21 protein-coding genes are annotated in these 25,448 nt (G+C 47.7%); 14 read left to right on the forward strand and 7 right to left on the reverse strand.

Translation table 11 applies throughout. From position 1 onward, the window contains the following. Positions 1-211: 211 nt before the first annotated feature. The 6 genes from Enr10x_RS19885 to Enr10x_RS19910 all read right to left on the reverse strand — a co-directional run bounded on the left by Enr10x_RS19885 (position 212) and on the right by Enr10x_RS19910 (position 6,688). The gene (locus tag Enr10x_RS19885) at positions 212-1,693 is read right to left on the reverse strand and encodes an NAD(P)-binding domain-containing protein (RefSeq protein ID WP_145451121.1); all 1,482 of its coding nucleotides are present in this window, start codon (positions 1,691-1,693) and stop codon (positions 212-214) included. Then, positions 1,683-2,512, reverse strand: a protein-coding gene (locus tag Enr10x_RS19890) for an IS5 family transposase (RefSeq protein WP_390621349.1) whose coding sequence is annotated in 2 segments (ribosomal slippage) — positions 1,683-2,122 and positions 2,122-2,512 — 831 coding nt in all. Because the reading frame shifts where the segments join, the coding sequence is not laid out codon by codon here. The genes Enr10x_RS19885 and Enr10x_RS19890 overlap by 11 nt, the downstream gene beginning before the upstream one ends. 44 nt (positions 2,513-2,556) lie before the next feature. Then, positions 2,557-2,811, reverse strand: coding sequence for a hypothetical protein (locus tag Enr10x_RS30665; RefSeq protein ID WP_145451122.1), 255 nt, complete (start codon positions 2,809-2,811; stop codon positions 2,557-2,559). Further along, a complete protein-coding gene (locus Enr10x_RS19900) occupies positions 2,808-3,896 on the reverse strand; it encodes a 3-oxoacyl-[acyl-carrier-protein] synthase III C-terminal domain-containing protein (RefSeq protein ID WP_145451123.1) in 1,089 nt (362 codons plus the stop codon). Before Enr10x_RS19900 ends, Enr10x_RS30665 begins: the two co-directional genes overlap by 4 nt. Positions 3,897-3,903: 7 nt before the next feature. Beyond that, complete coding sequence (locus Enr10x_RS19905) at positions 3,904-4,767, reverse strand: hypothetical protein (protein ID WP_145451124.1); 864 nt, start codon at positions 4,765-4,767, stop codon at positions 3,904-3,906. Positions 4,768-5,341: 574 nt separating this feature from the next. Beyond that, on the reverse strand, positions 5,342-6,688 hold the full coding sequence (locus Enr10x_RS19910) for a sulfatase (protein WP_145451125.1): 1,347 nt from the start codon (positions 6,686-6,688) through the stop codon (positions 5,342-5,344). Positions 6,689-7,088: 400 nt separating this feature from the next. On the opposite strand from Enr10x_RS19910, the gene Enr10x_RS19915 reads away from it, so the two are divergent. The 4 genes from Enr10x_RS19915 to Enr10x_RS30550 all read left to right on the forward strand — a co-directional run bounded on the left by Enr10x_RS19915 (position 7,089) and on the right by Enr10x_RS30550 (position 8,715). After that, complete coding sequence (locus Enr10x_RS19915; protein WP_145451126.1) at positions 7,089-7,397, forward strand: hypothetical protein; 309 nt, start codon at positions 7,089-7,091, stop codon at positions 7,395-7,397. 116 nt (positions 7,398-7,513) lie between these two features. Further along, entirely contained in the window at positions 7,514-7,678 is a 165-nt protein-coding gene (locus Enr10x_RS19920) for an ECF-type sigma factor (protein WP_145451127.1), read from the forward strand. Positions 7,679-7,894: 216 nt separating this feature from the next. Further along, complete coding sequence (locus tag Enr10x_RS30670; RefSeq protein WP_390621359.1) at positions 7,895-8,242, forward strand: IS5 family transposase; 348 nt, start codon at positions 7,895-7,897, stop codon at positions 8,240-8,242. Further along, positions 8,239-8,715, forward strand: a complete 477-nt coding sequence (locus Enr10x_RS30550) for an IS5 family transposase (RefSeq protein WP_197997301.1) — start codon at positions 8,239-8,241, stop codon at positions 8,713-8,715. Before Enr10x_RS30670 ends, Enr10x_RS30550 begins: the two co-directional genes overlap by 4 nt. 782 nt (positions 8,716-9,497) lie before the next feature. Here the strand turns inward: Enr10x_RS30550 and Enr10x_RS19935 are convergent. Then, on the reverse strand, positions 9,498-9,683 hold the full coding sequence (locus Enr10x_RS19935; protein ID WP_145451129.1) for a hypothetical protein: 186 nt from the start codon (positions 9,681-9,683) through the stop codon (positions 9,498-9,500). Positions 9,684-10,227: 544 nt separating this feature from the next. Here Enr10x_RS19935 and Enr10x_RS19940 point away from each other — a divergent pair. The 10 genes from Enr10x_RS19940 to Enr10x_RS19985 all read left to right on the forward strand — a co-directional run bounded on the left by Enr10x_RS19940 (position 10,228) and on the right by Enr10x_RS19985 (position 25,294). Next, positions 10,228-12,843 (forward strand): GAP1-N2 domain-containing protein, encoded by a 2,616-nt coding sequence (locus tag Enr10x_RS19940; RefSeq protein WP_261343242.1) that lies wholly within the window; start codon positions 10,228-10,230, stop codon positions 12,841-12,843. 242 nt (positions 12,844-13,085) lie between these two features. Next, positions 13,086-14,438: a hypothetical protein gene (locus tag Enr10x_RS19945; protein ID WP_145451131.1), complete on the forward strand. Its 1,353-nt coding sequence runs from the start codon at positions 13,086-13,088 to the stop codon at positions 14,436-14,438. Between the two features lie 26 nt (positions 14,439-14,464). Next, positions 14,465-17,029, forward strand: coding sequence for a GAP1-N2 domain-containing protein (locus tag Enr10x_RS19950; protein ID WP_145451132.1), 2,565 nt, complete (start codon positions 14,465-14,467; stop codon positions 17,027-17,029). 12 nt (positions 17,030-17,041) lie between these two features. Next, positions 17,042-20,074 (forward strand): hypothetical protein, encoded by a 3,033-nt coding sequence (locus Enr10x_RS19955; RefSeq protein WP_145451133.1) that lies wholly within the window; start codon positions 17,042-17,044, stop codon positions 20,072-20,074. Positions 20,075-20,129: 55 nt separating this feature from the next. Further along, positions 20,130-20,924, forward strand: a complete 795-nt coding sequence (locus tag Enr10x_RS19960; protein ID WP_145451134.1) for a GYF domain-containing protein — start codon at positions 20,130-20,132, stop codon at positions 20,922-20,924. 67 nt (positions 20,925-20,991) lie between these two features. Next, entirely contained in the window at positions 20,992-21,846 is an 855-nt protein-coding gene (locus tag Enr10x_RS19965) for a MotA/TolQ/ExbB proton channel family protein (RefSeq protein WP_232093064.1), read from the forward strand. Positions 21,847-21,851: 5 nt separating this feature from the next. Next, the gene (locus Enr10x_RS19970) at positions 21,852-22,988 is read left to right on the forward strand and encodes a GYF domain-containing protein (protein WP_232093469.1); all 1,137 of its coding nucleotides are present in this window, start codon (positions 21,852-21,854) and stop codon (positions 22,986-22,988) included. A gap of 119 nt (positions 22,989-23,107) precedes the next feature. Beyond that, the gene (locus Enr10x_RS19975; protein WP_145451136.1) at positions 23,108-23,908 is read left to right on the forward strand and encodes a BAR domain-containing protein; all 801 of its coding nucleotides are present in this window, start codon (positions 23,108-23,110) and stop codon (positions 23,906-23,908) included. Then, on the forward strand, positions 23,905-24,819 hold the full coding sequence (locus tag Enr10x_RS19980) for a hypothetical protein (protein ID WP_145451137.1): 915 nt from the start codon (positions 23,905-23,907) through the stop codon (positions 24,817-24,819). The genes Enr10x_RS19975 and Enr10x_RS19980 overlap by 4 nt, the downstream gene beginning before the upstream one ends. Before the next feature lie 247 nt (positions 24,820-25,066). Beyond that, positions 25,067-25,294 carry a hypothetical protein gene (locus Enr10x_RS19985; protein WP_145451138.1) on the forward strand — a complete coding sequence of 76 codons (228 nt, stop codon included), beginning with the start codon at positions 25,067-25,069 and terminating at the stop codon, positions 25,292-25,294. The last annotated feature ends 154 nt before the right edge of the window (positions 25,295-25,448 follow it).

Below are 25,448 nucleotides of genomic sequence, written 5' to 3' on the forward strand. Positions count from 1 at the left end.
TTGTTTATCACAACAAATAGAGAGCGCACAGGTCATGGGGGTATCTGCCCCCTGCTGTGTGGAGTCTCCCGTCGAATCGACTTGCCCTCCCCCCATACTACAGAGCGCTACCAATAGTGACGCAAAGGAGTAACTCTGGAGCGGTCCAGAATAATCGAGACCCAGTCACTTTAATCTCTGCATTTGGGGAAGATGTTTAAGAGATCAGCGGCTACGGTTCAGAGGATCGCTTGACCAGTCTTCGAAAAGTTCGGTACACGAAGTCGAATGGCTTGATCACCAGCAGGAATATTATTAGCGACCGGGGCATGTAGACAGGGGTAGACGCATACAGTTCGGATGATGACTTTTCACGATAGTCGTAATGCAAAGTTGTAGCTGGAGTAAGCTGCATTCGACACCAGACAGCCAATGAACCGATAGAACGCAACCTTGGGAACGTGTTCATCAGTCTGGCTAACTGATCGCAATAAGGAAACATCTCCACTGGATAAATTGACTCTAGTCTCAAGTGCTTATAGCGGACTTTTCTGCTGAGGGCATCTGCCCGATGCAGTGCCACGATATTAGCAGGACGAGGAAACGTTTCTGCAATTAACCCGCACACAAAACGTGCCTGCACCTCACTGATGGAGGGGATGTTTCCAATAATCGGACGTGCAAAACCGACAAGGAACAAATCTGGATGAGTTGTATGTATGCAGCCCATGTAAAAGTCCGAAAGCTGAATGTGCCCTGCCGATAATTCACTCAGTCTTTCCTGATAGCCCACTGCCGGAACAACGAGAGTCGGCTCGATGTGCTCTTCGTAATCGGAATCAAAACTGCGGAATACAGTGAACTGATCGTTATTGGGAGGTCCGACAATTGTAATTCGGCCTTCGGCAACAGCGTCTAAAAAATCATCACTCTTGTTATGAAACATATTGAACAAGTCATCTTTTGCCGCTTTCGTGAGTTTATAAGCCCATGCTTTACGGATCTGGCTCACGTCCTGATCTATTTCGGTGGGCGATAGATTATTTACCTCTTTTGCGGGAAATAATCGGCGAAATATTTCCTGGTAGCGGATGCGCATTTCAACGAATCGTTGCCCGATCCAGTTTCGAATATCTTCGTGAATCGATAGCATCAATCGATTTCTCAAAAAGTCCGATGGCACTCCCCGAATGGGATGATATCTGGGGCTGACTCGAATTCCCGACCTTAATGACAAATAGACTTTATTATTCAGCTCGGGTTGCGAAAGACGGTTTGCATAATCAACGGCAGACTCTCCACCACCGATGACCACAATACGTTGATCAGAAATGTGCCCCAGCCCGTCAGGATGATGCAGTTCGGAAACAGACAATGTCTTGATCTTGCAATCTATTTGAACTGGTGCAGCAGTCAGGCCAGTACAGAGGATCACACAATCGAAATATTCTGTGGTTGATTCAGCTTGTCCTTCTTTCAGGTCAGTAATCAATAATTCCCAGCCATCTCGATCGACATCGCGACAAATCCTGTCCACACGATGTTGTGTGACGATATTGCCATGGAGCGAGAACGTTTCCGAAAATTGCTCCAGATATTGACCATATTCATCATTCCGAAAAAACTCAGATCGACTTGCGCCACCATCGGGCTTCACACTGGCATCAAAAGGAGTAAAGCATGAAAATTGCCTAGAAGTGGTTTCATAACTTATTAAGTAAGGTGAACACGCACGCGAGTTGTGCGAATCCTAAAAACAAATGACTGTATCGTTCATATCGTATTACCAGACGACGAAAGTTGAACAGCCAGCTGATGGTGCGTTCGACTTTCCAGCGGCGTCGATATCGCCGCAGAGCACGCCCGTCTTGCGTCGCTGGTTTCACACGGTTCTTGCGATGCGGACAGATCAGCTCTATCTGCCGTTCCGCCAGCTCTGTGCGCAGGGGATCGCTGTCGGCCGCACGATCATAAATCAGGCGATCGGGGTCGCGTGGCAAAACTCGCTGGTCCAGCAGGGATTCAATCAGCTTCACCTCTGCCGGAGAGGCACTGGCACGATCCAAAGCGAGAGGGAGCCCGTTTCCGTCGACCAGCAGCATAAGCTTGGTTCCCTTTCCCCGTTTTGTCTTTCCGACATCGGCGCCCCTTTTTTTGCGGGGCAGAATGTGCCATCCCCGAATGCTTCCGACCAGACAACCAGCTTCCGGCGGTCTAAGTGTTCGAGCAATCGCTGCCACGCTTCCAGGAAGACACCGTCTTCGGTCCATTCCTTGAAACGCCGCCAGCAGGTGCTGGGAGATGGTAAAAATGTTGGTAAATCTTTCCATCGGGCACCGGTCCTTAATACCCAAAGGATTCCTTCGAGGCACTCGCGGGCAGCCACTCTGGGCCGCCCTCCGGCTGCGTTTACCGGTGGTTCTGGAAACAGATCTTTGATCAGAAGCCATTGCTCGTCCGAGAGTTGTGGTTTTGGTTCCGTCCTGGACCCGGTAATGTTGCGACCTGTGGCAGGTCGTGACACGCGGGTCATGGTCATAATGAGACCTCCTTTCGAGGGAGGTACTCGTACAAATACTATACCAAACTGTTCACGTAGTTTTGGGTTTTGAAACTACCTCTAGTGTATTTGGTAGAAGTCGAGACGAAGCCTGGATAGGGGTTTCCCCAACACCCTGTGATTCGATCCGACTTCTCAAAACATACGATGTCCCATTCATTGAGCGATTCGAGAGCATTCTTCAGACAAATCAGTCCACTGCTGCCTCCACCAATGATGGCAAGTCTTTTCTGGTTTGCAGTCACCTTTGGGTCTGGACCTGTGCCTGTCATGGCATCACCACAGTTAAACTGACAAGCACAAAATTGAATTGTCCCGACTCCGGAATGAACAGCAAAATCCGGTCGCCATCTCGTAGCTCATGCTGTCTCAGGAACTGGTCCAACATGACGTAGATGCTGGCAGAACCGGTATTTCCCGCGGTGGCAAGATTGGTCCAATAGGGAACCGGATTCTGTGGATTACTGGAATGAGATGCGATGACACGTTCCATTTTACGACGAAAGAAATAGGACGACATATGGGGCAAAATGGTTGAATACGAGTCGAGAGAATCGTGATGTGTTTCGAGAGCGATATCCAGAAATTTGGTTGCCAGCGGAACCAGATAGCTCGACAAAACAGAAAGATCCTGGCTCAGCAGAGCTGTGCGGCCTTCCAGCTTCATGCATAACGGGGCTTCATGTGCAAACGACATTGAGTGGGTCCAGTTTACTCGCAGAGATAATCTTTCTGAGTCAGGACGATCCTGCAGTAGAAAAGCCCCCGCACCATCGGAAAGCATGAACCGCAAAAAGATTGACATAAACCAGCGGCTGTTTCGTAAATTATCGTGTTGAGATCGATCATCGATCGGTTGAATCACACTTGACTTTAATATTTCTGAGGCGTGCTCTGCACCGACGCAAAGTGCCGTACGATGATGGCCTGCGGTGATTGAGCGAATCGCAGCAACCATGGCATTGGCAGCCGATGAGCATATTCCTGCGTGAGAACTGATCTCCACGGGATAATTCAGGTAACCGTCTGCCTGTAATCGATGATGCAGGATCGATGCAAAGCCGGGGGCCGCCAGTGGTGTATAAGTGGTTCCCGCGGCAAGATAAGTGACGGTATCAGCGGCTGTGTACTCACTCAGACATTGTTGTGCGGCTCTGGCAGCCAGCCCATAAACATCATGTGTTTTCTGTTGTAATTGGTCCTGTGCGTAGTGACGACGAACGATCCCGTTCATCGATAAGATCTTCTCTTTCGTCGCAGCTTCACCATCAAGCGATCCGATAAACCGCTCAATTTCATCGTTTTCTACTGCGGGACCGGGGAGGTAAGAAGCAGTTCGCGTGATATAGCAGGGCATTTTCTACTCAAGAATTCATTGGAACCGGGGGCTGATTCATCAGTATGTCATAGACGACTTCATCAAAAACGATGTGATAGTAGAGATACTGACTCGGATTGGAAAAAAACGCGCTGCTGTTGTAGTGTCCTCGATTACTCACTTCCTGCATGAAGAAATCCAGATCGATCTGAACCTGCTTATTCTCGGCGTAGATTTGTTTCATGCACCATAAGAGAACCGAATCTGAACCAAACGAGTTCAAAGCGGTAATCGTGGTTTTCAGGTCACCAAAGATGGTGATGACTGTGACAATCAAAATTACGAGATTCGTGGCCCCCAGGAGCTGAAACGAGTGTTTCCGGTTTTCTTCCAGTATCGCTTTACTGTAGTTTTCGTGGCTTTCAGGCCTGATTGATCTAATGTATTCCAAATTCTCCAGGAAGACAGTCTTGTCAAAACGATCCACCAGTTCGTAAGAGAGCAGGTCGTGTCCGATTGTCAGGTTATTGTCGACAATGGTTTTCGTATTCTCGACACTGAAATCGCCGTTGATCCCATTCAGCTTTCTCTCATTGTTTTCGGTCACTGTGTCACTACGCGTAAGCATATGACGATAAAGCAGTGGCTCGATTTGCACGTGCCGCATAAACAATTCAGCTGCATCATGGCGAGCCAGATATTTCAAGCCGAATGCCATCCAGAAGTCGATCAGGTACCCCTCGAATCCGAGTGGCCAACGTCGCAGAATAAATTTGATCGGAAAGCTGATGAACCGCAAAAAGAAATAGAAAACGATCAGCAAAGGGCGCAGCAGAATAAAATCCCACTGGGTGATTTCTTTCGCGAAAACTTCGTTTATATAATCGGTGATATAAGGAAATCGTTGCATCGAATAATACTATACAATGACATGGTCTGTACGCAAGACACCTATGCCAGTCCGATGTGAATTGGACTATCTTCGATGAACTATATCCGGACGCCAAATCCTGATGCAGTCTCCATTATGTGTCTCTTTCCGGGGCAGTAGAATCGACGTGAGCGGCAATGGCAGTCAGTAATCGGTCGACTTGCTGTTCCAGTACCGGTAATGCTGCTTGTGCTGGTTCTATTTTTTTGTCTTTGCCCAGTATTTCCAGCTGGAGTGCAGCATCGGCCGCCTGATGGGCTTTGAAAACAGCGGCAGAACTTTTCAGCGGGGCTGTTTATCACGACATTCCGGGCTATTTGCGCGAGTTCTCGCCTTGATCGCATCGCTTATAATCGAGGTAACGGATCAATGGGAAAGGACCGTGGTATTGCGATTAGGTAAATTCCGCTCATTTGAAGGGCCGGGTTATAGAGCTCCGGTACCGGAAGTGAAGCTGCTCTCCAACTTCCGCTACGCTCCCGCAGGCGAGCAGAACAGCTATGCAAACAACAGAACACTAAGACGTGTGACTGGTGTCACTCGCGGGGGCAGGTCAGCGGTTTTTGCGGTTTTTGCGGGCTTGTTGGCGTTGATCGTAGAGTGGCGGGTCGACGTCCGCTTCCCATTGGTCGAGCAAACTCGCCATTTTCGCTGCTCGCCTGGGGTCTTGTTCGATCAAATTCGTTTGTTCGCTGATGTCCTTATCCAGGTCAAATAGATATTGCTCACCAGCGGGAGTATCGAGGTACTTCCACCGCCCAAGCCGAACGGCTCGCTGCTGTTTCACGTTGCCCCGATGAGGATCGAGCGCCCGGCGGAAAAAGAGCGGGCGATTGGCGAGTTCTCCTTTACCGCTGAGCAGAGGCATCAGGTTGACGCCGTCCAAGGGACGATTCGAGGGAGCTTTAGCGCCTGCGAGAGCCAGCACCGTCGCCGACCAATCGATGGTCTGGACGGGCGCATCAGTTGCGGTGCCGGCCGGGATTTTGCCGGGCCAGCGAGCGATAGCCGGCACGCGGATGCCCCCTTCCCAGAGCGTTCCTTTTTTGCCGCGCAGGGGGTGATTGCGGGCCAGCTTTTCGCCGCCATTGTCGCTGGTAAAGACAATCAACGTCTCGTCCCTCAAGGCATTTGAATCAATGGCGGCCACGATTCGGCCCACGGCGCGGTCCAGGCTTTCCACCATCAGCACATACTGACCCTGCCGAGTTCCCTCATGCCAACTGAACTCCCGGTCTTCGTCTTCGGGACCTTGGAACGGAAAGTGTGGTGCGTTGAACGCGACATAGAGGAAGAAGGGCTTTTCCTTCATTTGCTCGAGGAACTTGATCGCATAGTCAGCGGTCAGGTCGGTGACGTAGCCTTTGGTATGCAACGGTTTCTCGTCGAGGAAGAGATCGTGCGTATTAGTCTTGTCGTAATGCTTGAAGTAGTTGACGTTGCCGCCGAGACAACCGAAGAAATAATCGAAGCCGTGCTGATTGGGACGCCAGCCTTTCTCGTAGCCCAAATGCCATTTGCCAGCCAGTGCGGTGGTATAGCCGGCTTGCTTGAGTATGGACGCGAGCGAACTCTCCTGGGGCGGCAGTCCCTCGTTCGGTGCCTGATACCAGACCGCCCACTCCAAACCAAGCCGTTGAAAATAGCGGCCGGTCAGCAATGCTAAACGCGTGGGCGAACAGACCGAACTGTTCGAGTAATTCGACGTCAAGCGCACGCCTTGGGACGCCAATCGATCCAAGTTCGGCGTTTTAATATCCCTGCAGCCGAAACAACCAAGGTCGCCGTAACCCAAATCATCGGCCAGAATCATGATTACATTGGGATGATCACTGGCATTCGCGACCTCAAGGGGAACGCAGATCGCGACGAAGACAAAGAGTAATTGCGGGGCTTTCATAGTTTTCCTTTGAAGAAAAAGCCAATGATAGCGAGGTTTGTGGTAAAACTCTCGTGCTCACAGTCAGGTTAATCGCACCGTACAAAACACTTTTCATAACGACTCGTACTCGGACTGATTGTGGGAGTCGTGAAACAAGATGAGCTTAATAAATTAGAGCCCTCTACGGTAACTCGAAGGTGACTCACAGCTTTCGAGTTTTCTGATGCAGATTAACAGCAGGCGCGACGCATTTATATAAGGTGAACAGCATAAACTCTGAGGCCCTGTAGTCAGGGAAAGTCTCGCAGAGTACTGAAACAGGTTGTCAATCGAATGTGAACTGTCTGTCAGCAGGGTACAAATAAAGTGACACATCCTTATCTTACAAAGTATTATGACCTAAGCTGATTCTACCACGATGATCCAACTTTTTCATCCCTTGCTGACATTGATTGCGACTGCTTCCGACAGCCTGTTGGCAAATTACGTCCTCTACTTGAAAAACGAGAACCGGATTCTGCGAGACCGTGCTCCAGGAGAGATTCATACAAAGCCTCACGAAAGTGCGCAGCTCCTGAAATATGGCAAGCCGCTCGGAAAAGCGATCAACGAACTGATCACGATCATCACTCCCGGGACCTTTCATCACTGGGTACGGGAAGAGAAACGAAGCCGGGAGAAAAAGACCATTGGTCGGCAGGAAAGAGTGCCGTGCTGCGAGAACTGATTCTCAAGATCGCCCGTGAAACGGGGTTCGGCTATACTCGCATCCTTGGTGAACTTCGGAAACTCTCTGGGCCTGCGATTTCTTTACGAAACGGGCCGTAACGCCGCGGGGAGCTGATGGAGCGACTTGGTCACCTCGGCGATGAACGTCCCAGGGACATCGCCGTGCTCAAGCTGGAAGGTTATACGAACGAAGAAATAGCCGAAAATTTATCGGTTACGGTACGCACCATCGAACGGAAGCTGAAGCGGATCCGACTGGCCTGGGGAGAGAACAACTGATCTGCTTCCACGTGCAGATTTCGGGACAGCTCTGGATTGTCAAATCCGATGACAAGGCTTTATCGTTCCGGCACTTTTTATTTCTACTGACCGCCAGTATCAGAACCTTTCTGTGCTAGGTAGCGTTTCTTAAATCAAATTGGTCTTTATAAACGAAAAAACATCAGCTACATCCTCGTTGTCAAAAACAGCAACAAGGCTACAAGGAGGCAGCTGATCTCGCGACATGATCTCACAATTACCGAGTGGAATGCAATACGGAATTACCTTCCGAAAAAAAGATCTGGAAAACGGGGACGTCCCTGGGTAGATCATCGAAAAACAATTAACGGAATTATTTGGGTCTTAAATGCAGGAGCTCCCTGGCGAGATATTCCTGACTGCTATGGCAAATGGCAGACCATCTACAAACGTTTTCGAACATGGTGCCAATCTGGACTCTGGGACCGGATCTGGGGCCGATTAATTAGAAGGCTTCAGCGGAATAAACAGATCGATCCTTCGATCTGGTGTGTCGATGGCAGTATTGTCCGTGCACATCATTCAGCAGTGGGAGGTTCGTGAAAACCTCCAGATGTGCAGTCGAAAACGGACTGGGAAGGTCACGGGGTGGCTATTCTTCCAAATTACATATCGTCTGTGATGGCCAGGGAATTCCGCTGGGAATCACAGTCACTGCTGGGCAGATTAATGAACCAACGCAGTTCATTGATCTGATGGATTCCATACCTCTGAAATTACAGAGCAAAGCGAATCGTCCCCAGTATCTGGCTGGCGATAAAGCATATGTTGCCCGTTATATTTTTGAATGGCTTGAAGAAAGAGCCATTGGAAACGTGATCCCGAATCGGAAGAATGAAAACAAAAATCCGAACTTTTGCAGAGAACGATACCGTCAGAGAAATGTTGTGGAGCGACTGATTGGTCAACTGAAACACTTTCGCAGAATTGCCACTCGTTACGACAAAACACTGGAAAGTTACCTGGCGATGATCAAGATCGCATTCCTCAGAATCACCCTCAGAACTATTAAATAAACGCTACCTAGCTCCATAGAAGGATTCTGCTAAGTTTGAATAATACAGTGCACGTTCCAATCATTCTCGGTTTGCACCTCTTGCACCAGCCGATAGTTTTTTTGATTAATCCATGCTGTTAAGAATGACCAAGGGTCAGCCGTAAGAAGAAATTGGCCGCCAGGCTTAGCCCCAAATGGTGAATAAACGACCTTGGCATGATTGAATGTTGCTGGTTTTCCTATCGTAGATCGTCGTGTGATAAGATGTTTTCCTATCGTAGATCGTCGTGTGATAAGATGCCGTCAAGTAATGCAAAATATCATGAACTATACTGAACTATCACAGTATAACGCATCCTGGTTAAAGGATCTGCGGTTTTGATCATAAAAAAGAGCTTTCAAGTGAATAAGTTGGATGACTTTTTGGGGCATCTGTATCACGAATTGTTAGATATCTGATAATTTCATAATCTATACTCATCCCAACTGAGATTCCGTCAATCGGATGGAAAAATTTACTGCCCTTATCAAGGTAATCAGGGATCCTTTCGGGGTCTCATAACGTCCGGGTCATCACCATTACCCGGACTACTCAATCCAAATGAATTAACTCCCATCCTTCAGCCCGCGCGTTTTTATGATATTCGAATACAGCACCATCAGCCAGATTATTAACGAGTAGCCAGCCTGGGAACTCAGAGTCTTCTCGCAGCAACTCAACACGGTGTCCCGTGATAAACGTCACGAAGGTATCGAACTCGCATTCACCGAGTGTTCTTGGTTTCTGTACTTCAACTCCTTTCAAACGTAAGTGAATTCAATCCGTGTGATCGGCTTCGCCGGTACGACTTTAAACTTCTTATAGAAACAGCTCACAAACTCAGCCCCGGACAGTTGCGGCCAGCCTTCGAGCTCCGCTTCCTGTCGGCCGTAATCGGGATCGAGGTCCATTCTGCTCAAGGCCTCCCCGGCGAACTGAGACGACACGAATCACCTGGGTTGTGACACCCAGATCTCCCTGGATCTGAACGGTCGCTTTCATCAGTGTACCTGGCTGCAGACCGCGATGTCCGATAGTACGTCGCATGTGATTCGTGATCTGTTTCCCTGGTTGATCCGAAATCGTGGAGTGGATCCCGATCATGGGGAGCTTTCATGACTTCTCCATGGATTCGACGCCGGCTTCGTCCAGGAACATTGTCTCCTCGGGGATCGCCAGGTGTGGCCGTTGTAGATCATCCGTTCAAGTGTTTTGCATCGTCGCCACGATATCTGGAAATTAGGCAACTGCCCGCCCTGAATGAGGTATCAGTTGAGAATTACTCACTCCCTCTCACAAGCCACTTGAGAGAGTGTACGATTCCATGGTAGTGTATACATAGGTCTGGTTCTGTTTTCCTCAGAAAGTTTAAAAGTTCCTGATTTTGAGGACAGTGAGAAAACAAGATACGGGCCAGACTTATTGATTTGCTTCAATGAATACTGAAAGCCTACCCACTCTTTTTGCCACTCAGATCCAGGATTCGGAAATATGAGCCAGGAGATCGTCTACACATCCGCACCTAAGGGCTTAAAGCCTGGGAGCCGTGGCTTCTGTACCGTGATCGCTACTCAGGGGATGGCCCGGAACCTGGCAGAACGCCTGGAATCCCTGAGCGGCTACCGCCACGCATTTGCGGTACACGACGAAAACTCACATTTGAATCCGGTCAACTACTCCCATCTGAAGGTCACGGTCGGCGGTCAGGAATATTCGGTTTTATCCCGTATCTGTGATGCCGGTCAGGACTACACAGGGCGTACCAACAAGCTGGCCCACCATGTGGCTTTGACGCGTTCTGAACGTCCCCCCGCAGGCCCCGCTTACCAGTTGCAGAAGCCTGGTTTCTGTGTCGAAGAATGGGCCTCTCAGACCCGTTATACTGAGATGAACTGCCATCATTTAAGCAGCGATCATCCTCCGTTAACCCAGTGCACCAGCTGGTCGCGCTGGTGCGATGCGGGCTGGGCGGGTGTGCTGGCACAATCCGCACTGGAAGGCAAGAATCAGACGCAGACGATTATCTTTCCCGTCGAAGCCGGCAGCAGTACGCTGGCGCTGGTCGCCGAGGCCCTACAGTTGTTACCGGAAAATAAACGCTGGGATGTGACCTTCAGTACCTACTTTACAAAGCTGCCTGCGGGCGTGGACTGTCAATGGCGTTTTGTACTGGATGGTACTCCTGAAGCAGACGCCGCCCGGCGTAATCCACGGATGCCAGTAATTGATCTCTGTGCTGATCTGGGAACCGCTCCGGAAGGGCCACTGGTAGAAGCGGCAAGGACGGGGCAACTTCCTCTACAGCTGAATACTGAAGAGGTAAAGAGTTCCACAGAAATTAATTCCAGCCAGACACCAGCATCACCAGTAGCAGCTGCCTCTTCCAAACGCCCTCCAAGCCCACCTCCTCTGGCGCAACATTTTCAGAAAACGAATTCGAATCGTGGCCGATCTCTCCTGATTGGCACAGGTGTGGTTCTGTTTCTGCTGTTGATTGTGGGAACAGGATACCTGTTGATGCCAAAGCAGAACAATGATCAGGCAAAAGTTGCCCAAACTCCAGCTCTACAACCAGAAATGAAGAACAAACAAAAACTGAAAGAGATGGAGCAAGCCCAGGCAGAGGCGGCTGAGAAAAAAATGCAACATCTAGCCGCCGTCACTAAGGTTGAAACACCGACCATCAAAGAGTCTCCACAGGCTGAGGATAAACCCAAAGTGGTGGAGGCTGCAAAAACAACAGCCCCCTCCCGAGAGGTCGAGGAAGTTAAGATGCGCGATACTTATCTCGTGTTTGGTAAGCATCAGGACATAGATTTTAATAAGACTGGTAACAATAAAGAGGATGACGGTACGTCCCCTCAATTCACTGGAGGCAAGCTGTTAGTGCTGCCAATGTCCCGGGTGACGATTCATCTTCCGGGGCAGCTGGAACTGACTGTCCATGAGAAATCGGAAATCGAATTACCCATACCCGCGCAGGAAGCGGAAACAGGCAATAAAACAAGTCCCACCATTTCGTTGAAATTTGGCCGAGTTACTGTGAAGAATGTGAGTCAAGAAACTCGTGAGATCAAAGTCAATGTGATGGGCAAGTCTGATAAAATCAAAATGGATCCTAAAGGACCTCCATTACATAAACTCGCTGAGTTTGATGTGAATGCTCCCCTGGCCACTCCAGTCAGACAGCAAAAACTACAAATATATTTTGTGAGAGGGGATGGGCTAATTACCCTGAATTCTGACGATAAACCCTTGAGGAAATCGGCAAAAATAAATGAACCTACGATTGAACTGTCAGACTTAGCATTAAAGCTCAAAGAGGAAATTGCTGCAGAAAAGGCTGCATCCTCTGATCCGCGATCTGAAAAATACTATCGCGACCTGAAACGGATTATGCTGAAAAAATTCGATCAGAAGCAGGGAATGCAAAAAGCACAACTGGCCCTGGCCCTGGGACTGTTGGGAGAAGTCGCCCCTGTGGTTCAAGCACTCACACAATCAGAGAATGATCAAGAGCTGGCAGAATCATGGCCTGAGTTTATAGACGTGCTGAACTGGCAACTGGTCAACCTGCCTGAGAGTGATCAAGAGGCTCAGGAAGAAAAAATCTGGCAGGTGGTAAACTGTCAAATGAGTCCCAAGCAAACCATTCCCCAAATATCTGAATTGAGAGCAGAGTTCGAAAGCCAGCTTAAAACCTATAATACAGAGAAGAAACAGGCGGACCCCAAAAAAGAGAAACCGGAGCTTCCCCAGGAATTAGAGGAAGCCTGGAAACGCCTTCGTACTGCAGAAGATCTGCTAGTTTTAATTCGAGGAGATCCCCGATTTGACGTCGAGATGTTTAGCAATAGTGACAACATCCAATGGGATCCCGAACTGGATGATACCAGGGGAAGGATCTATTTCGATAAAATTTTGCTTTATGGAGATGAGTGGTTGAAAGTAGGGGATTATTTATCTAGAGCACTTGTGATTTGGAACCTTGAACGACAACTGGGGAAACAGCACAATGACCTGCATCCTCGTTACTCTGACCCCAAGCTGGCAGGGAAGAAACCTGCCAGAGAGTACTGGAAAGCTGAGATTGAGAAGCGAAAATAAGTGATGCCCCGTTTTCACGAGAAATTTTGAGTGAGCGTTTCAAATCCCTGGCACATCCCCAGAAAATCAAATCAAAACTCTCGCTTCTGATGGACATGCATGTTAGTATATATGCCACGGGAAACTTTTGTTTCACCCTGTAGCCAGATTTATCCTGGTAGATTTACGTTAACTTTTGCGAATTCTATGTACATGGCCAGGGTGGAGTTTCCTTTGAGAGACCATCCAGAGGGAGAAAATTTGTGTCGACGGGTCGTGGGCAAAAAACAGCTCAAACATTGCTAAAACAAGTCATCTGTCCCCACTGTTGGAATGAATTCCCCCCTGAAGAGATACTCTGGGTGGCGGCCCATTCAGATCTGACAGGCGATCCCCTTCTGGGCAGTGATGCTCAACAGCGATTTCTCCCCACACGCTTTAATGTCCAAGGAAAGGCCCTGGATATTAAGGGGGTCCCGTGCAGTAAGCTCGCCTGCCCTCAATGTCACCTGCTGATCCCCCGACAACTACTGGAAATGGAACCTTTCTTTATATCAATTCTGGGTGCCCCCGGTTCAGGGAAATCATATTTTCTGGCAGCCATGACCTGGAAACTACGGTCGATATTGAGCAGTCAGTTCGGCCTTAGTTTTGGTGATGCCGATCCTGAAGCAAACCAGCTTTTAATCAATTACGAAGAAGAACTGTTTCTCAATTCTGACGACGATAAATTAGTTGCGCTCCGAAAAACCGAACTGGAAGGCGGGGAATTATACGAGACAGTCAATTATGGATCTGGGAGAACTGTGCAATATCCGAAACCATTTGTATTTCCCATCCAGCCAGAAGCGGGACACCAGTATGGTGCCCACAGCAGACGACTCGCACGTGCCTTATGCCTGTATGACAATGCGGGCGAACATTTTCTTCCGGGAAATGAAAATGCAAACAGACCGGTTCAGCATCTGGCGGTATCGCGAGTTCTTCTCTTTTTGTTTGATCCGACACAGCACCCCAAGTTCCGAAATGCCTGTAAAGATCAAAGCCAGGATCCACAGATTTTGAAGAATGTCTGGAGTAATCGTCAGGACCTGGTCTTTCAGGAAGCGGCAAACCGGATCCGAAACTATAAGGGGTTGCCGGCGCATGAAAAGGATGATCGTCCCCTGGTGGTTGTGGTCACCAAATATGATGCCTGGTGTTCCCTGGCCAGTGGCAAGCCTTTGAAGGAAGAGTGGGTAACCAGTGCCACGCAATCTGCCTATCAGGGGCTGAATCTAAAGCAGTTACGCAATATTTCAAGGCAGGTACGAGAAATCGTATCAAAGTATGCTCCAGAAATGGTCTCTGCTGTAGAAGGCTTTTCGTCAGATGTGATCTACATTCCGGCCAGCGCTCAAGGACAAGCTCCAGAACTGATTGAAGAATCAGGCTATTTGGGTATTCGTCCCAAGGATATCAAATCGATGTGGATTGAAATTCCCATGCTCTATGCCCTCCACCGCTCTGTACCTGGCCTGATCGCAACGGTTAAAAACGAGGAACAGAAAAAGAAAGTTTCGTCGTCAACCAGGAAAAAGACGACCGATAGGGACCATTCTTCCTCACCATCATAGCCGCGTTTATTCAGGGATTCGCTAACATGAGTCAGGAGATCGTCTACACATCCGCCCCTCAAGGCTTGAAGCCTGGGAGCCGTGGCTTCTGTACCGTGATCGCTACTCAGGGGATGGCCCGGAACCTGGCAGAACGCCTGGAATCCCTGAGCGGCTACCGCCACGCATTTGCGGTACACGACGAAAACTCACATTTGAATCCGGTCAACTACTCCCATCTGAAGGTCACGGTCGGTGGTCAGGAATATTCGGTTTTATCCCGTATCTGTGATGCTGGGCAGGACTACACAGGGCGTACCAACAAGCTGGCCCACCATGTGGCTTTGACGCGTTCTGAACGTCCCCCCGTAGGCCCTGCTTACCAGTTGCAGCAGCCTGGTTTCTGTGTCGAAGAATGGGACTCTCAGACCCGTTATACTGAGTTTAACTGCCATTATTTAAGCAGCGACCGCCCTCCGCTAACCCAGTGCACCAACTGGTCGCGCTGGTGCGATGCGGGCTGGGCAGGTGTGCTGGCCCAATCCGCGTTGGAAGGAAAGAATCAGACACAGACAATAATCTTTCCTGTCGAGGCTGGTAGCAGCACGCTTGCCTTGGTGGCCGAAGCCTTACAGCTGTTGCCGGAAAAGAAACGCTGGGAAGTTACCTTCAGCACCTATTTCACAAAGCTGCCCGCGGGTGTGGACTGTCAGTGGCGTTTTGTGCTGGACGGTACTCCCGAAGCAGACGCCGCCCGGCGTAATCCGCGGATGCCATTAATTGACCTGTGTGCCGATCCTGGAACCGCTCCGGAAGGAACACTGGTTGAAGCGGCGAGGACAGGGCAATTTCCCCAACAGCAGGAAACGGAGGCGGCTGTCGACGTCCGTGAAGTGCCGCCGATTCCACCTCAAGCTACTGTACAGCAGGATTCGACTGAAGAGTTCCCCGATCTGCCCGAGTCGACTCCACCCGTGCCACCTCCCCTTGCGAAAACGCGGAGAGCTCCCGGTCCACCACCGTTGGAGAAACATTTCCGGAAGCCAAAGAAAAACAGCCGCAAGCTACTCATGGGGGCGGGAGTCGTTTTGCTTCTGTTGTTGAGCGCAGGAGCCGGTTACCTGTTTATGCCGGGACAGAGCCAAGATTCGGAAACGGTTGCCCAGACACCGAAGACAGCACCTAGGTTAAAGAATAAAGAAGTCCTGGAGGTCATGGAGCAAGCCCGGAAGAAGCAGGCTCCAAAACTGATTCTCCCTGAAAAAGAGGTTAAAACAACCGAAGTTGTCATCTTTGACCATTCCCCTCTTGAAGCCGAAAAACCTGAAGTGAGTACATCACCAATAATGGTGAAACAACCGTTGGAAGATGTTCGTAAGATACATCACTGTGTGCTTCCTTTGCCCCCGAATGACCATAGTTTGAATAGCAGCAGTGATCCGTTCGAGCTCACAAAAATCTTTGCCACAAAGAAACAGCATTGTTATTTAGAAATTTTAGGGAGTGATGTCGTTTTTGATGATGGAAGTGAATTTGTGCTGAAATTGAGTCCTGAAAAAAAACAACAGTGGAGTGTGATCAAAAAGACTGGGAATGGTATCGGACAAAAAGTCGTTGGTTTTTTTCAGTTGAACAACAACTCGCTTATGTTTGATTGGGATAAGAAGCCTCCTGAAAAATGGCAATATTTGAATTATTGCCTACTAAAAATAACTGTTCAAGGTGACTCTGTTCTCTGCCGTCTTTCGAACCCCGTTGTCGAAAAGAAATCCATAGCACTCGACTTTAAATCTAAATTACTTAGGAAAAAGATACCGATTCTAATCAGTTCTCTCCCTTCAGCTAAGCACCTCCGCTTAATAATAAACGTTAATGGTATTCCCAATAATGGTTTGGAAGGTTTTTCAAAGTTTGAAAATGTGAACGACTCGGTATTAGAGCTAGAACCTATAAATCAATCTACAAAAACATTGTTTTTTAATCCTATGACAGAATCGCGTGAACCTTTTTTAGACTTGAAGTCCTCAGTTACTAGACTACATGACTTTTATGAAATTGAACTTCAAGTTGAGGCTCATGAAATATTTCTCAAGAGCGATGGAACTAATAAATTCGAAAGTAAGTTCGTGTCACGCGATAATATTATGGATCGCACCAAAGAGTGTAAGAACCATATTAAAATACAAAAAAATATTATTCAGAAACACGATATTATCCTATCTCAGCTACATCCTCAGTTAGACGAGATTTGTAAAAATTCTAAGCCAATAAACAAAGACCCCAAGTTTCCTATGCAGCCAGATGCAAATGCCAAAATGCAGGATAAATATGTATTTTTACAGAATGTTATTCAATACTGTCAGATGAAAAATATTAAATTAAATTCTGCTGTGCTAGATTTATTTCAAAAGATTAAAACTTCATATGACACGATCGATAAAAGCAACAAGAAAATCGAATTTGCAATCAATAACGAAACGCGTTGCAACAAAATGCTGGAGCTTTTCGACCATCTTGAGCGGGAGGTTACAATCGATTATGAACTCTTTATAAAAATCAAAGACGAGAAGGTAGTAATAGTCACAACCAGCCCCGAGATCCAAGGGCACTAGGTTCTGTTGACGATGATTGTTTTTTTACTCAAGCGATCAGGGCTTGTGTTTCAAAATGAACAAGTTGTAACTCCTGGAACGATACGAAGATTCCGTCAGGGACAAAAAGTAATGAGAGAGCAGCAAACTATTATTGAAGAGATCCAGTCGATTCTGTCTTCTGACATCGATGCGGAACAGGAAGAACTGGAAGCTCTGGAGGGACGATTCGTCAGTGCGGTTGAAGAGACCAATGCACGGCTGCGGGAATGTGAAAACCTTCTACATCAGGGATTACGGACTGAGGCGCTGGGAAAGTGTGAAATCGCCCCCAATCTGCTGGACATCGTCGCGATTCTGGACTTCCCCGGGCGTGAGGTCTGGGTCGATTATCTCTCCCAATTCGATCTGCCGGCTCCTCCGGAATTACAACTTGATATTGCTGCCGACCTCAATGAGGCATATTCAGAAGAGCAGCCATTAAATGGCCTGATGCGTTTGAATCGATTACATGCACTGGCACGCAGTCCGTTAAAAACCCGCATTGGGATTCTGCGCCGGCTGGCAGAGGCTGACCAGACCAACCCGATCTGGGAAGACGATCTGCACGTTTTCGAACGGGCACGTCAGAATCAGCTCAAAGATGAAGCGAATACTGCTGTAAAACAATTGGACTCAAAACAGCTGGCTCAACTGGAACAGGAACTGCTTGATCCTAACTGGCTGGAGAGGCCTCCCAAAAAACTCGTTTCCAAAGTAACTGCCGCCCATTCACAACTGCGAGCAAAAGAGGCTCGCAAAGAAATGACAGAGATTGAAGAAGGGCTTACAGCTGCTTTCAGTGATTTTGATCTTAGAGCAGCTCGAAGTTTACGCCAGCGCTGGAATGCACTGGTTCCGATTGCCAATCTCTCAGGTGGCGACCAGTTGTGGGAACTGGCAGGGCCAGCTCTGGAATGGCTGGATCGGGAAGAGCAGCAGGAGCAGGAAGAGCAGGACTATCAGACAGCACTTTCGCAGTTGGAACAGGCTTTAGATTCTGAGCTCCCTAAAGAAGAACTGGAACGACTTTATTATCAAGCTGTCAAAAACGATCGAGCGCTTCCGGACGTATTACATCGGCGACTTTCAGAACGACTCGAATACCAGGAACTCGCAGCTCGGCGAAAAGGGCGGTTAATCATTTCCTGTGTTGCGATGGGAGTCTTATTAATCGGCGCCGGGATCAGCTACCTGATTGTAAGACAGATCCATAAGAAAGAGTTGGCCACTTCAGTGGCTGTTGCCACCCAATTGATTGAGTCAGCCAGGGAGACAGGAAATTTCAAAGAAGTATCCCATTACTTCGAACAACTGGAATCAGAGAATCAGAGAGTTGCAGAGAGTCCTGATATTAAGAAACTCAAGGCAGAGATGAAGCTTGCGATTGAAGCAGAACGCGGACGGCAAGTTAAATTTCAGAATCTCCTTGATGACGCTCGCGCCCGGGGGGTCTTGAATGCCAGTTGGGAGAATATGCCCGCCGCCCTGAATCGCCTCGACGAAGCGAAAGAAGTCGCCATTACCGATGCAGAGTATGGTCAGATTCTTGAATTGATGCGTAAGGTGAATGAAAAACAGTCCGAAATGCAGGCAGAAGTTGATAGTCGCTTCAGAACAGATTTAGATAATTTAAAATCAAGCATGGCTGATGCGGACCAGGAGAATCTCACTCAACTGCAAAATCTTTTAACACAGGCAAACGAGCTCAATGATCGCCCCCGTGTGAGTGCGGAATACGAGGTCCTGGTACCTCCGTTGATCAACTCCCTGAATTCCATGGTTACCACCACTCTGGAAAAACAGCGGGAGAACCGGGCTCTGTCACAGATTACAGATGCGATCGGAGATCGTAACAGGTTCAAATCAGCCCTGGAGAAGTATTCTCATGCTCGGCAAACGGCTCGCGGGAAAGCCCTTCAGCAGGTCCTGGAGGACGAGTTTACTATCTGGGTCGGGGTCAATGCCTGGAATCAGTTTATCGATCGCGGCACACGAACTGATTTCGGGACACTCTCCGCAGATGAATCAAAGGCCTGGGAAAGTGAAGCCAGAAAAGTACAGGAAGAATATAAAAGCTTTCCAGCTGCAGAAAGTATTCAACCGTTGATCGACATGCTGCACTCTGTAAATAATCGCATTTCTGAAAACGGCGAGAAGTTACAATATCAGTTAAATAATGTGTTCAACAATGAAACCGTCGCCAACCTGCTGATGATCAGAACAATCGATGGCAAAAGGTACTATTGCAAGGAGCCGCCCAGATCAAGTGGCTCGGTGCTGGTGGTTAATTATCTGGAAGGGTTTGACTTAGTCAAAATTGGTGGTGTCGAACGTATTGAAAAAGAAGATATCGAATATCCCCCTCAAAATGAAAAAGTCAATTATGCTGCGCCACAGGCAGTATTCAGCTTGTCAGCACAGGATCTGATGACCGACCTTGATCGAAAAGGGTGGGAGACGACTTTCATCGAGATCCTGGTATTGCTGTTTGATAATACCGAGATGGAACCGGTTCTCAAACTTCAGTTGATCGAGAGTATCTTAAAAGTGGCATCCCAGGGCAGCTTGTTTATCAAACAGGAATTTACTTCCCACATGAATCTGATAGTGAATTCCAATCTTGATTTCACCGTAAACTGGATCGATCCAGAAAACATCCACAGTAATCTCGCCAGGAAAAAAGCAATACGAGTGCTGGACAGAATGGAACACCCGAAAACCGCTCTCAAATCATTAGAAGCATATAAAGCAAAATGGAAGAATCCTGTTCTCGCAAATCAATATGAATGGTATGGCTGGATGATTGAAGAGAAAGCAGAGGAAAAGTGGGTTTGTAAAACAAAAGCGGTACCTGATGAGTCGGAAAACAAGAATTTATTTGCCTTCTACCCTAAGTCTGAAACAGTTCAAATCGTAAAGGTTGGAGAAGTTCATAAAGGTAAGGTAACCCTTTCAGGACCTTCATCTGCTTTACAGGAAGGCCGTCCTGTGTTTTATGTAAAAGATGCGGAGAAGTCAGACTAGAAGACACTTCAATTGGAATCCAACTGATCATATTAAAATATGAGGACAGAATACTTTGTCAGATCAATTTTTCATACGAATTCGTGGAAATGTAAAAGGGCCACTCACTGCTGAGCAAATCAGGGTTCAAGCGAATCGTGGTCGTTTTGGACGGCACAATGAAATATCCGAAGATGGTATCAACTGGATTCGCGCCTCTTCACGTCCTGATTTGTTTCCAGCTTCAGTGCAGCCCAAAGTCCGTAAGAAGCAGGAAACAGAAACAGTCTTAGAATTTGAGGCAGAAGACGAGTTGACAGAATCTCCCAGTAAGACTGATTCATATGAGCTACAGGAAGCCTCAGATACCGAACAGAAAAATTGGTATTATTCACAGGATTCAGAACGTCAGGGACCAGTATCATTTTCAAAGCTTCAGTCAATGGCATCATCCGGTGCCCTGAAACCGAACGATTATGTATGTCAGGAAGGAATGGATGAGTGGGAATTAGGCAGTGAAATTCCTGGTTTATTTGCAACGCCTAAATCTGAAGTGATTCCAGTTGTAGATACTGTTGAGGTGAATAATACCCGGCAGTCTGAATTTACGAGAACAGCCCCCATGGCCGTTGCCAGCCTGGTTCTGGGACTGGTCGGTTTCAATGTTTTGTTTTTGTTAGGGAGTATTCTGGCAGTCATTTTTGGTCATGTCGCTCTCAAGCAGATTAAACAGGCGGGAGGAGGACTCTGCGGTCGTGGTATGGCTATCGCAGGACTGATGCTGGGATATGGAGTTATTTTTGTTTGTTTGATCGTGATTATTATTCTATTCGTGTTAATGCTGATCGGCGTCATCGCGGCGAGCTCGTAGTTCCAGCATTGACTGCTCTATCAATTCGACAACTTGAGCTTTACATAAAAATATTCCGGGAGGATTGTTGGCTATTACCACTGAAGTTCCCCTTTCCTGGTCACGTCAGGATATAGAACAGCGTTTCGCTTTCAAAGGAGGAAGATACACACGTGTCAATACGTTACTCTCTATTCTGTTGGGAGTAATTCTGACAGTTGTTTTCTACGCGCTGCTCATTCCTCTGGAAGGAACGTTTTTCGCAGATATGTTTACCAGACGTGGATTCATTCCGTACCTGATCTGTTTTTTTTCATTCTGGTCACTGTCAATTTTGTTTATTAAATACCGGAAGCTCTCCTTTCAAAAGAAAAGTCTGGTTTATATTGTCGTTCCCTCTGATACGAGTTTTGTGTTGTCATCAACCACAGTGGATACTGTGATTGATAATATTTATGAATGTGTTGATGACCCGAGGCATTTTGTACTTTTCAATCGGATCATAATTGCCCTCTCTAATTTGAGAAACCTGGGACGAGTTACTGACGTCGACGAAATCCTGCGTTCGCAGGCGGTACACGATGAATCTTCAATGGAAACCAGTTACGCTCTTTTGAGCGGTTTTATCTGGGCGATTCCGGTTTTAGGATTTATTGGTACTGTACTCGGATTATCTCAAGCAATTGGCGGATTCGGAAAAGTTCTTCAGACCAGTGAAGAACTAAGTCAGATAAAGACATCACTACAAGGGGTAACGGGAGGATTGGCGACTGCTTTCGAGACGACTTTACAGGCATTGATCGCAGCACTCTTCATTCAGCTGGTACTTACCTTCCTGAAAAAATCAGAGGAAGAGTTTCTCGACTCCTGTTCTGAATACTGTATTACGAACATTGTCAATAAACTTCGCATCATGCCCTTTGAAACTCAGAATGACAATTGAGCGACATGACCGGCTGGTACTTTAAATCCGATGAAACAGAATATGGTCCTTATTCATTGGATGAACTGATCTACCTGAAAAATAAGGGAAAGATCACCCCAAGCTCACTGGTAAAAAACGAGCATCACAGCGGCTGGGTCCGAGCAGAGTCTGTACGTGAACTGTTTTCAAAAGAACGATTGACGCGTTCCAGAATTGAGTTTGCCTCTTTAATCAAGCCGAACGCCGTCAAAGAGGAATCAGACATCAGTTCTGAAAACGTTGATTTCATTGATGAAACGCCGGACAAAACAAGTCTTCCCCCTCTGCCGGCTGCGCATCGCAATCAAAGCCATAAGAAAGTCATTCTCAGCGTGCTGGCGGGAGGACTTCTGCTGTTGTTTCTGTTGCTGCTGATACTTATTTTATGGAAAGACACAACCCAGCCGGAGACAGTCGCCGTGTCAACATCCTCACAAAGCCAAGGAGCGGGAATGGCTGGTGAACAAGGCCCAGAGGGAAAAACAGGGGCCGGTGATACTATGCCGTCTTCTGCAGAAGCGAAAGAGAGCCGAGACAGTGCAGTAGCCCCGACTCCGATAGCTGAATCGCCAGAGGAAGTATCACAGGAAGTGTCCCAGGAGTCGAAACCTACTGAAATGAGAAATGGAACGACCGACAAAGAACCACCTCCATCCGGCCTGCTCACCGCCAGTCGACTGGTGACTGCCAGCCCCAGTCATGAGAATTTCTCGGGGAATAACGAGGAAATCAATAAGCGAGTTAAACGCGAGGGGGGAAAAACCGGTGAAGTTCAGATCTCTCTGATCTGGAATAACAGAAATGATCTGGATTTGCATGTGTTATGCCCCTCTGGTGAACGGATTTCATTTGACCACAGGCGATCTGCTGATGGGGGTGAACTGGATATTGACATGAATGTCAGAGGCGAATCAACTCGACCGGTCGAAAACATTTACTGGTCCCCTAAAGGCATGCAGAAAGGAATCTATCGGGTCTTTGTCCATCATTACAGTCGGCATGGATCCCCCGATCCGACCAGGTTTACTGTCAGGATCATTGAAGATGGGAAAAGCAGACAGTTTTCAGGAGCCCTCAGTACAGGAGAGCCTGCCATGCAGATCGATCAATTATCCCGTTAAACTATCTGGTGGCATGTGGAGTTGATTGTGCTGTTTACGTCATCACATCCCCGGATATTTTCTTGATCACAAACATAGCTGTTCGTTTCACTCAGTTCATCGAAATTTAGAGATCTGCAATGTCTCGACGTGGTAAAAATAGATCAGCATTTTCGCTTTTTGTTTTTCAAGACATCATCATGTCGGTCACTGGCATTATGATTCTGATTACATTGATTCTGTCCCTGGAAATGATGGAGCGCCAGGAAATGTCACCCCGGGAAAGAACCAGTGAGATTATTTCTCAGCTCAAAAGCGCTGTAGGCGAAGTTGAGGATCTGGAAAAACAATTCCAGGCAGGAAAATCTCAGTTAGAAGATTTGACTCGGTTTTCCCCCAGTTACTTACAAACACAGATTAACGAACTGACGGAACTCACGGCTGCCTTACAAGCGGAAAACACGAGTATTGCCCAGGATCAAAAGCAAACTACAGATGAGAAAAACAAAGCAGTTGAGCAGCAGGAACAGATTAAAACAGAACAAAACAAAACGGAAGAGATCCAACAGCAGATTCAAAATCTGAAAGAGCGACTTGAGAAAATGAAACAGGAAAACCGTGTTATTTTTAATCCGGCTGAAGGCACGTCCAAAACGCCCTGGCTTGTCGAGATCTCGGCTAACAATATTAGTGTAGCTGAAATGGGAAAATCTCAGGTGCCGTCTCAGTTTACCAATGTACTCCAGTTCGAAGACTGGCTAACAGGCAGAAATCCGGCTTCCGAGTATTTTGTTTTATTGATTAAACCTGATGGGATTGAACAGTTCCATGCTCTCCTGCCTCTTCTCAAAGAGAAGCATTATGATATAGGTTTTGATTTACTTTCAGCGAGTCAGAATGCGATCGATCCACAGACAGGTGCAGGGAGTGGTTTAGAATGAGTCGAACACGACGCACCAGCGACGGCAGCAGCCTTGAATTGTTGTTAGATACCATTTGTAACACCTTTGGCGGTGTGCTGTTTATTTCAATTCTGGTCGTAATATTGATCAACATGTCCAGCGATGCATCTCAGAAGATCCCGCCTGATGAGCCTGCGCAATCCGAACTCATGGAAATGCAGATAGAATTACAGAACTCGCAAGAGCGAATCCAGAAGCTCAAAAATGTGATTGAACAACAGCAGAGCATCGAAAGCCAGTTCGTCGACCCTGATACAAGAATGATTGTTCGGAAATGGACACAGCTCAATGAAGACTTAACCCGCCTGGAAGAAAGCAAAGAGCAGGCGCTCAGTAATATCAGCAGAGACCAGACCCTGATCAACAGAGTTGCTACAGAGGCAAAACAAAGTGCAGATGCGCTCGCCAGTGCGAAGGAAGAATATAGCTCTCTTCTCAGCCGACTTCGAGTTGAGGTGGAAGCGAGATCTCAGTCTGCTAAACTGCCGAAATTGAGAAGAACAAATAAAAATGAAATGGTGTTTTTTCTGAGCCAGGGATATTTCTCTTCTTACGCACGAAAAATGGGAGAAGGTACGTATGTCCCCAACACAAATGAAGTGGTTGAGAAAACTGGCCCCCAAGGGGCATACATTGAACCTGTTTCCTCGGCCGGCATAAAGATCTCGAAAGACGACAACGCCATCCAGGAACCGCTCGAAAGACGCCTGTCTGACTTCAAGCCTAGTCAACACTATATTGCCGTTTTTGTTTCTCCCGATTCGTTTGAAGAATTCGCTGTTTTAAAAGACCTGATGGTTCAAAAAGGATTTGAATATCGCTTGGAGCCCTACACACCAGATCAGAAAGTGTATATCGGCCCTACTCAAAATGCAAAAAATGTTCAATAGCAATCGTCTCTGGTTCTGTTTCTAGGTTTTTCTTGAGAAGCAATTATGCAAGAAGAAAAAATGAATGAGTCCGTCCCGTACAAAACCCTCTTCGTGAAGACTTGTACTCGGGCTGATCCTGGGAGTCGTGAAACGAAAGGAGCTTACAAAAGTTCGAGCCTCTACGGTGATTTATGAGGTGACTCAACGCTTTCGAACTTTTCTGGAGTAGCTTAAGGCAGCCGTGACACCGCGGGGGATCGTCGATTTGTATGTATTGGTTTTCATGCATCTTGAGACGCGTGAAGTCTTTGTGACACCGTCAACCCGAAGTCCGGACTCAGCCTGGGTCACGAATCAGGCCAAAGCATTTGTAAACTACGCTACCGATCGTGATGAGAAGCCGACCTGCCTGATCCATGATCGAGATACAAAGTTCTCTGCCGCCCTGTTGTGCCGAGCCGCCGCCAGAATTCGAGACGATCAGGCTCAATGAGATCCACTGCGAAGAACATCTCGGCGGGCTGATCAAGTCATATGAGCGGATTGCGGCGTAGATCAAATCAATAAGCAAGTGATTTCTTCACGCTCACCGTATGCGCGTTCGCTACTAAAATGTCACAACCAACAGATTTTCGCGGTATACGTGC

The sequence above is a fragment of the Gimesia panareensis genome, from assembly GCF_007748155.1.
GTDB classification, from domain to species: domain Bacteria; phylum Planctomycetota; class Planctomycetia; order Planctomycetales; family Planctomycetaceae; genus Gimesia; species Gimesia panareensis.

What these genes read in the sequence shown, in the direction of transcription:
- Enr10x_RS19950 (WP_145451132.1), top strand. Translation starts at nt 14,465, where the DNA reads ATGAGTCAGGAGATCGTCTACACATCCGCCCCTCAAGGCTTGAAGCCT.
- Enr10x_RS19940 (WP_261343242.1), top strand. Translation starts at nt 10,228, where the DNA reads ATGAGCCAGGAGATCGTCTACACATCCGCACCTAAGGGCTTAAAGCCT.
- Enr10x_RS19915 (WP_145451126.1), top strand. Translation starts at nt 7,089, where the DNA reads ATGATCCAACTTTTTCATCCCTTGCTGACATTGATTGCGACTGCTTCC.
- Enr10x_RS19975 (WP_145451136.1), top strand. Translation starts at nt 23,108, where the DNA reads ATGTCTCGACGTGGTAAAAATAGATCAGCATTTTCGCTTTTTGTTTTT.
- Enr10x_RS19955 (WP_145451133.1), top strand. Translation starts at nt 17,042, where the DNA reads ATGATTGTTTTTTTACTCAAGCGATCAGGGCTTGTGTTTCAAAATGAA.
- Enr10x_RS30665 (WP_145451122.1), bottom strand. Translation starts at nt 2,811, where the DNA reads ATGACAGGCACAGGTCCAGACCCAAAGGTGACTGCAAACCAGAAAAGA.
- Enr10x_RS19905 (WP_145451124.1), bottom strand. Translation starts at nt 4,767, where the DNA reads ATGCAACGATTTCCTTATATCACCGATTATATAAACGAAGTTTTCGCG.
- Enr10x_RS19910 (WP_145451125.1), bottom strand. Translation starts at nt 6,688, where the DNA reads ATGAAAGCCCCGCAATTACTCTTTGTCTTCGTCGCGATCTGCGTTCCC.
- Enr10x_RS19980 (WP_145451137.1), top strand. Translation starts at nt 23,905, where the DNA reads ATGAGTCGAACACGACGCACCAGCGACGGCAGCAGCCTTGAATTGTTG.
- Enr10x_RS19970 (WP_232093469.1), top strand. Translation starts at nt 21,852, where the DNA reads ATGACCGGCTGGTACTTTAAATCCGATGAAACAGAATATGGTCCTTAT.
- Enr10x_RS19920 (WP_145451127.1), top strand. Translation starts at nt 7,514, where the DNA reads ATGGAGCGACTTGGTCACCTCGGCGATGAACGTCCCAGGGACATCGCC.
- Enr10x_RS19900 (WP_145451123.1), bottom strand. Translation starts at nt 3,896, where the DNA reads ATGCCCTGCTATATCACGCGAACTGCTTCTTACCTCCCCGGTCCCGCA.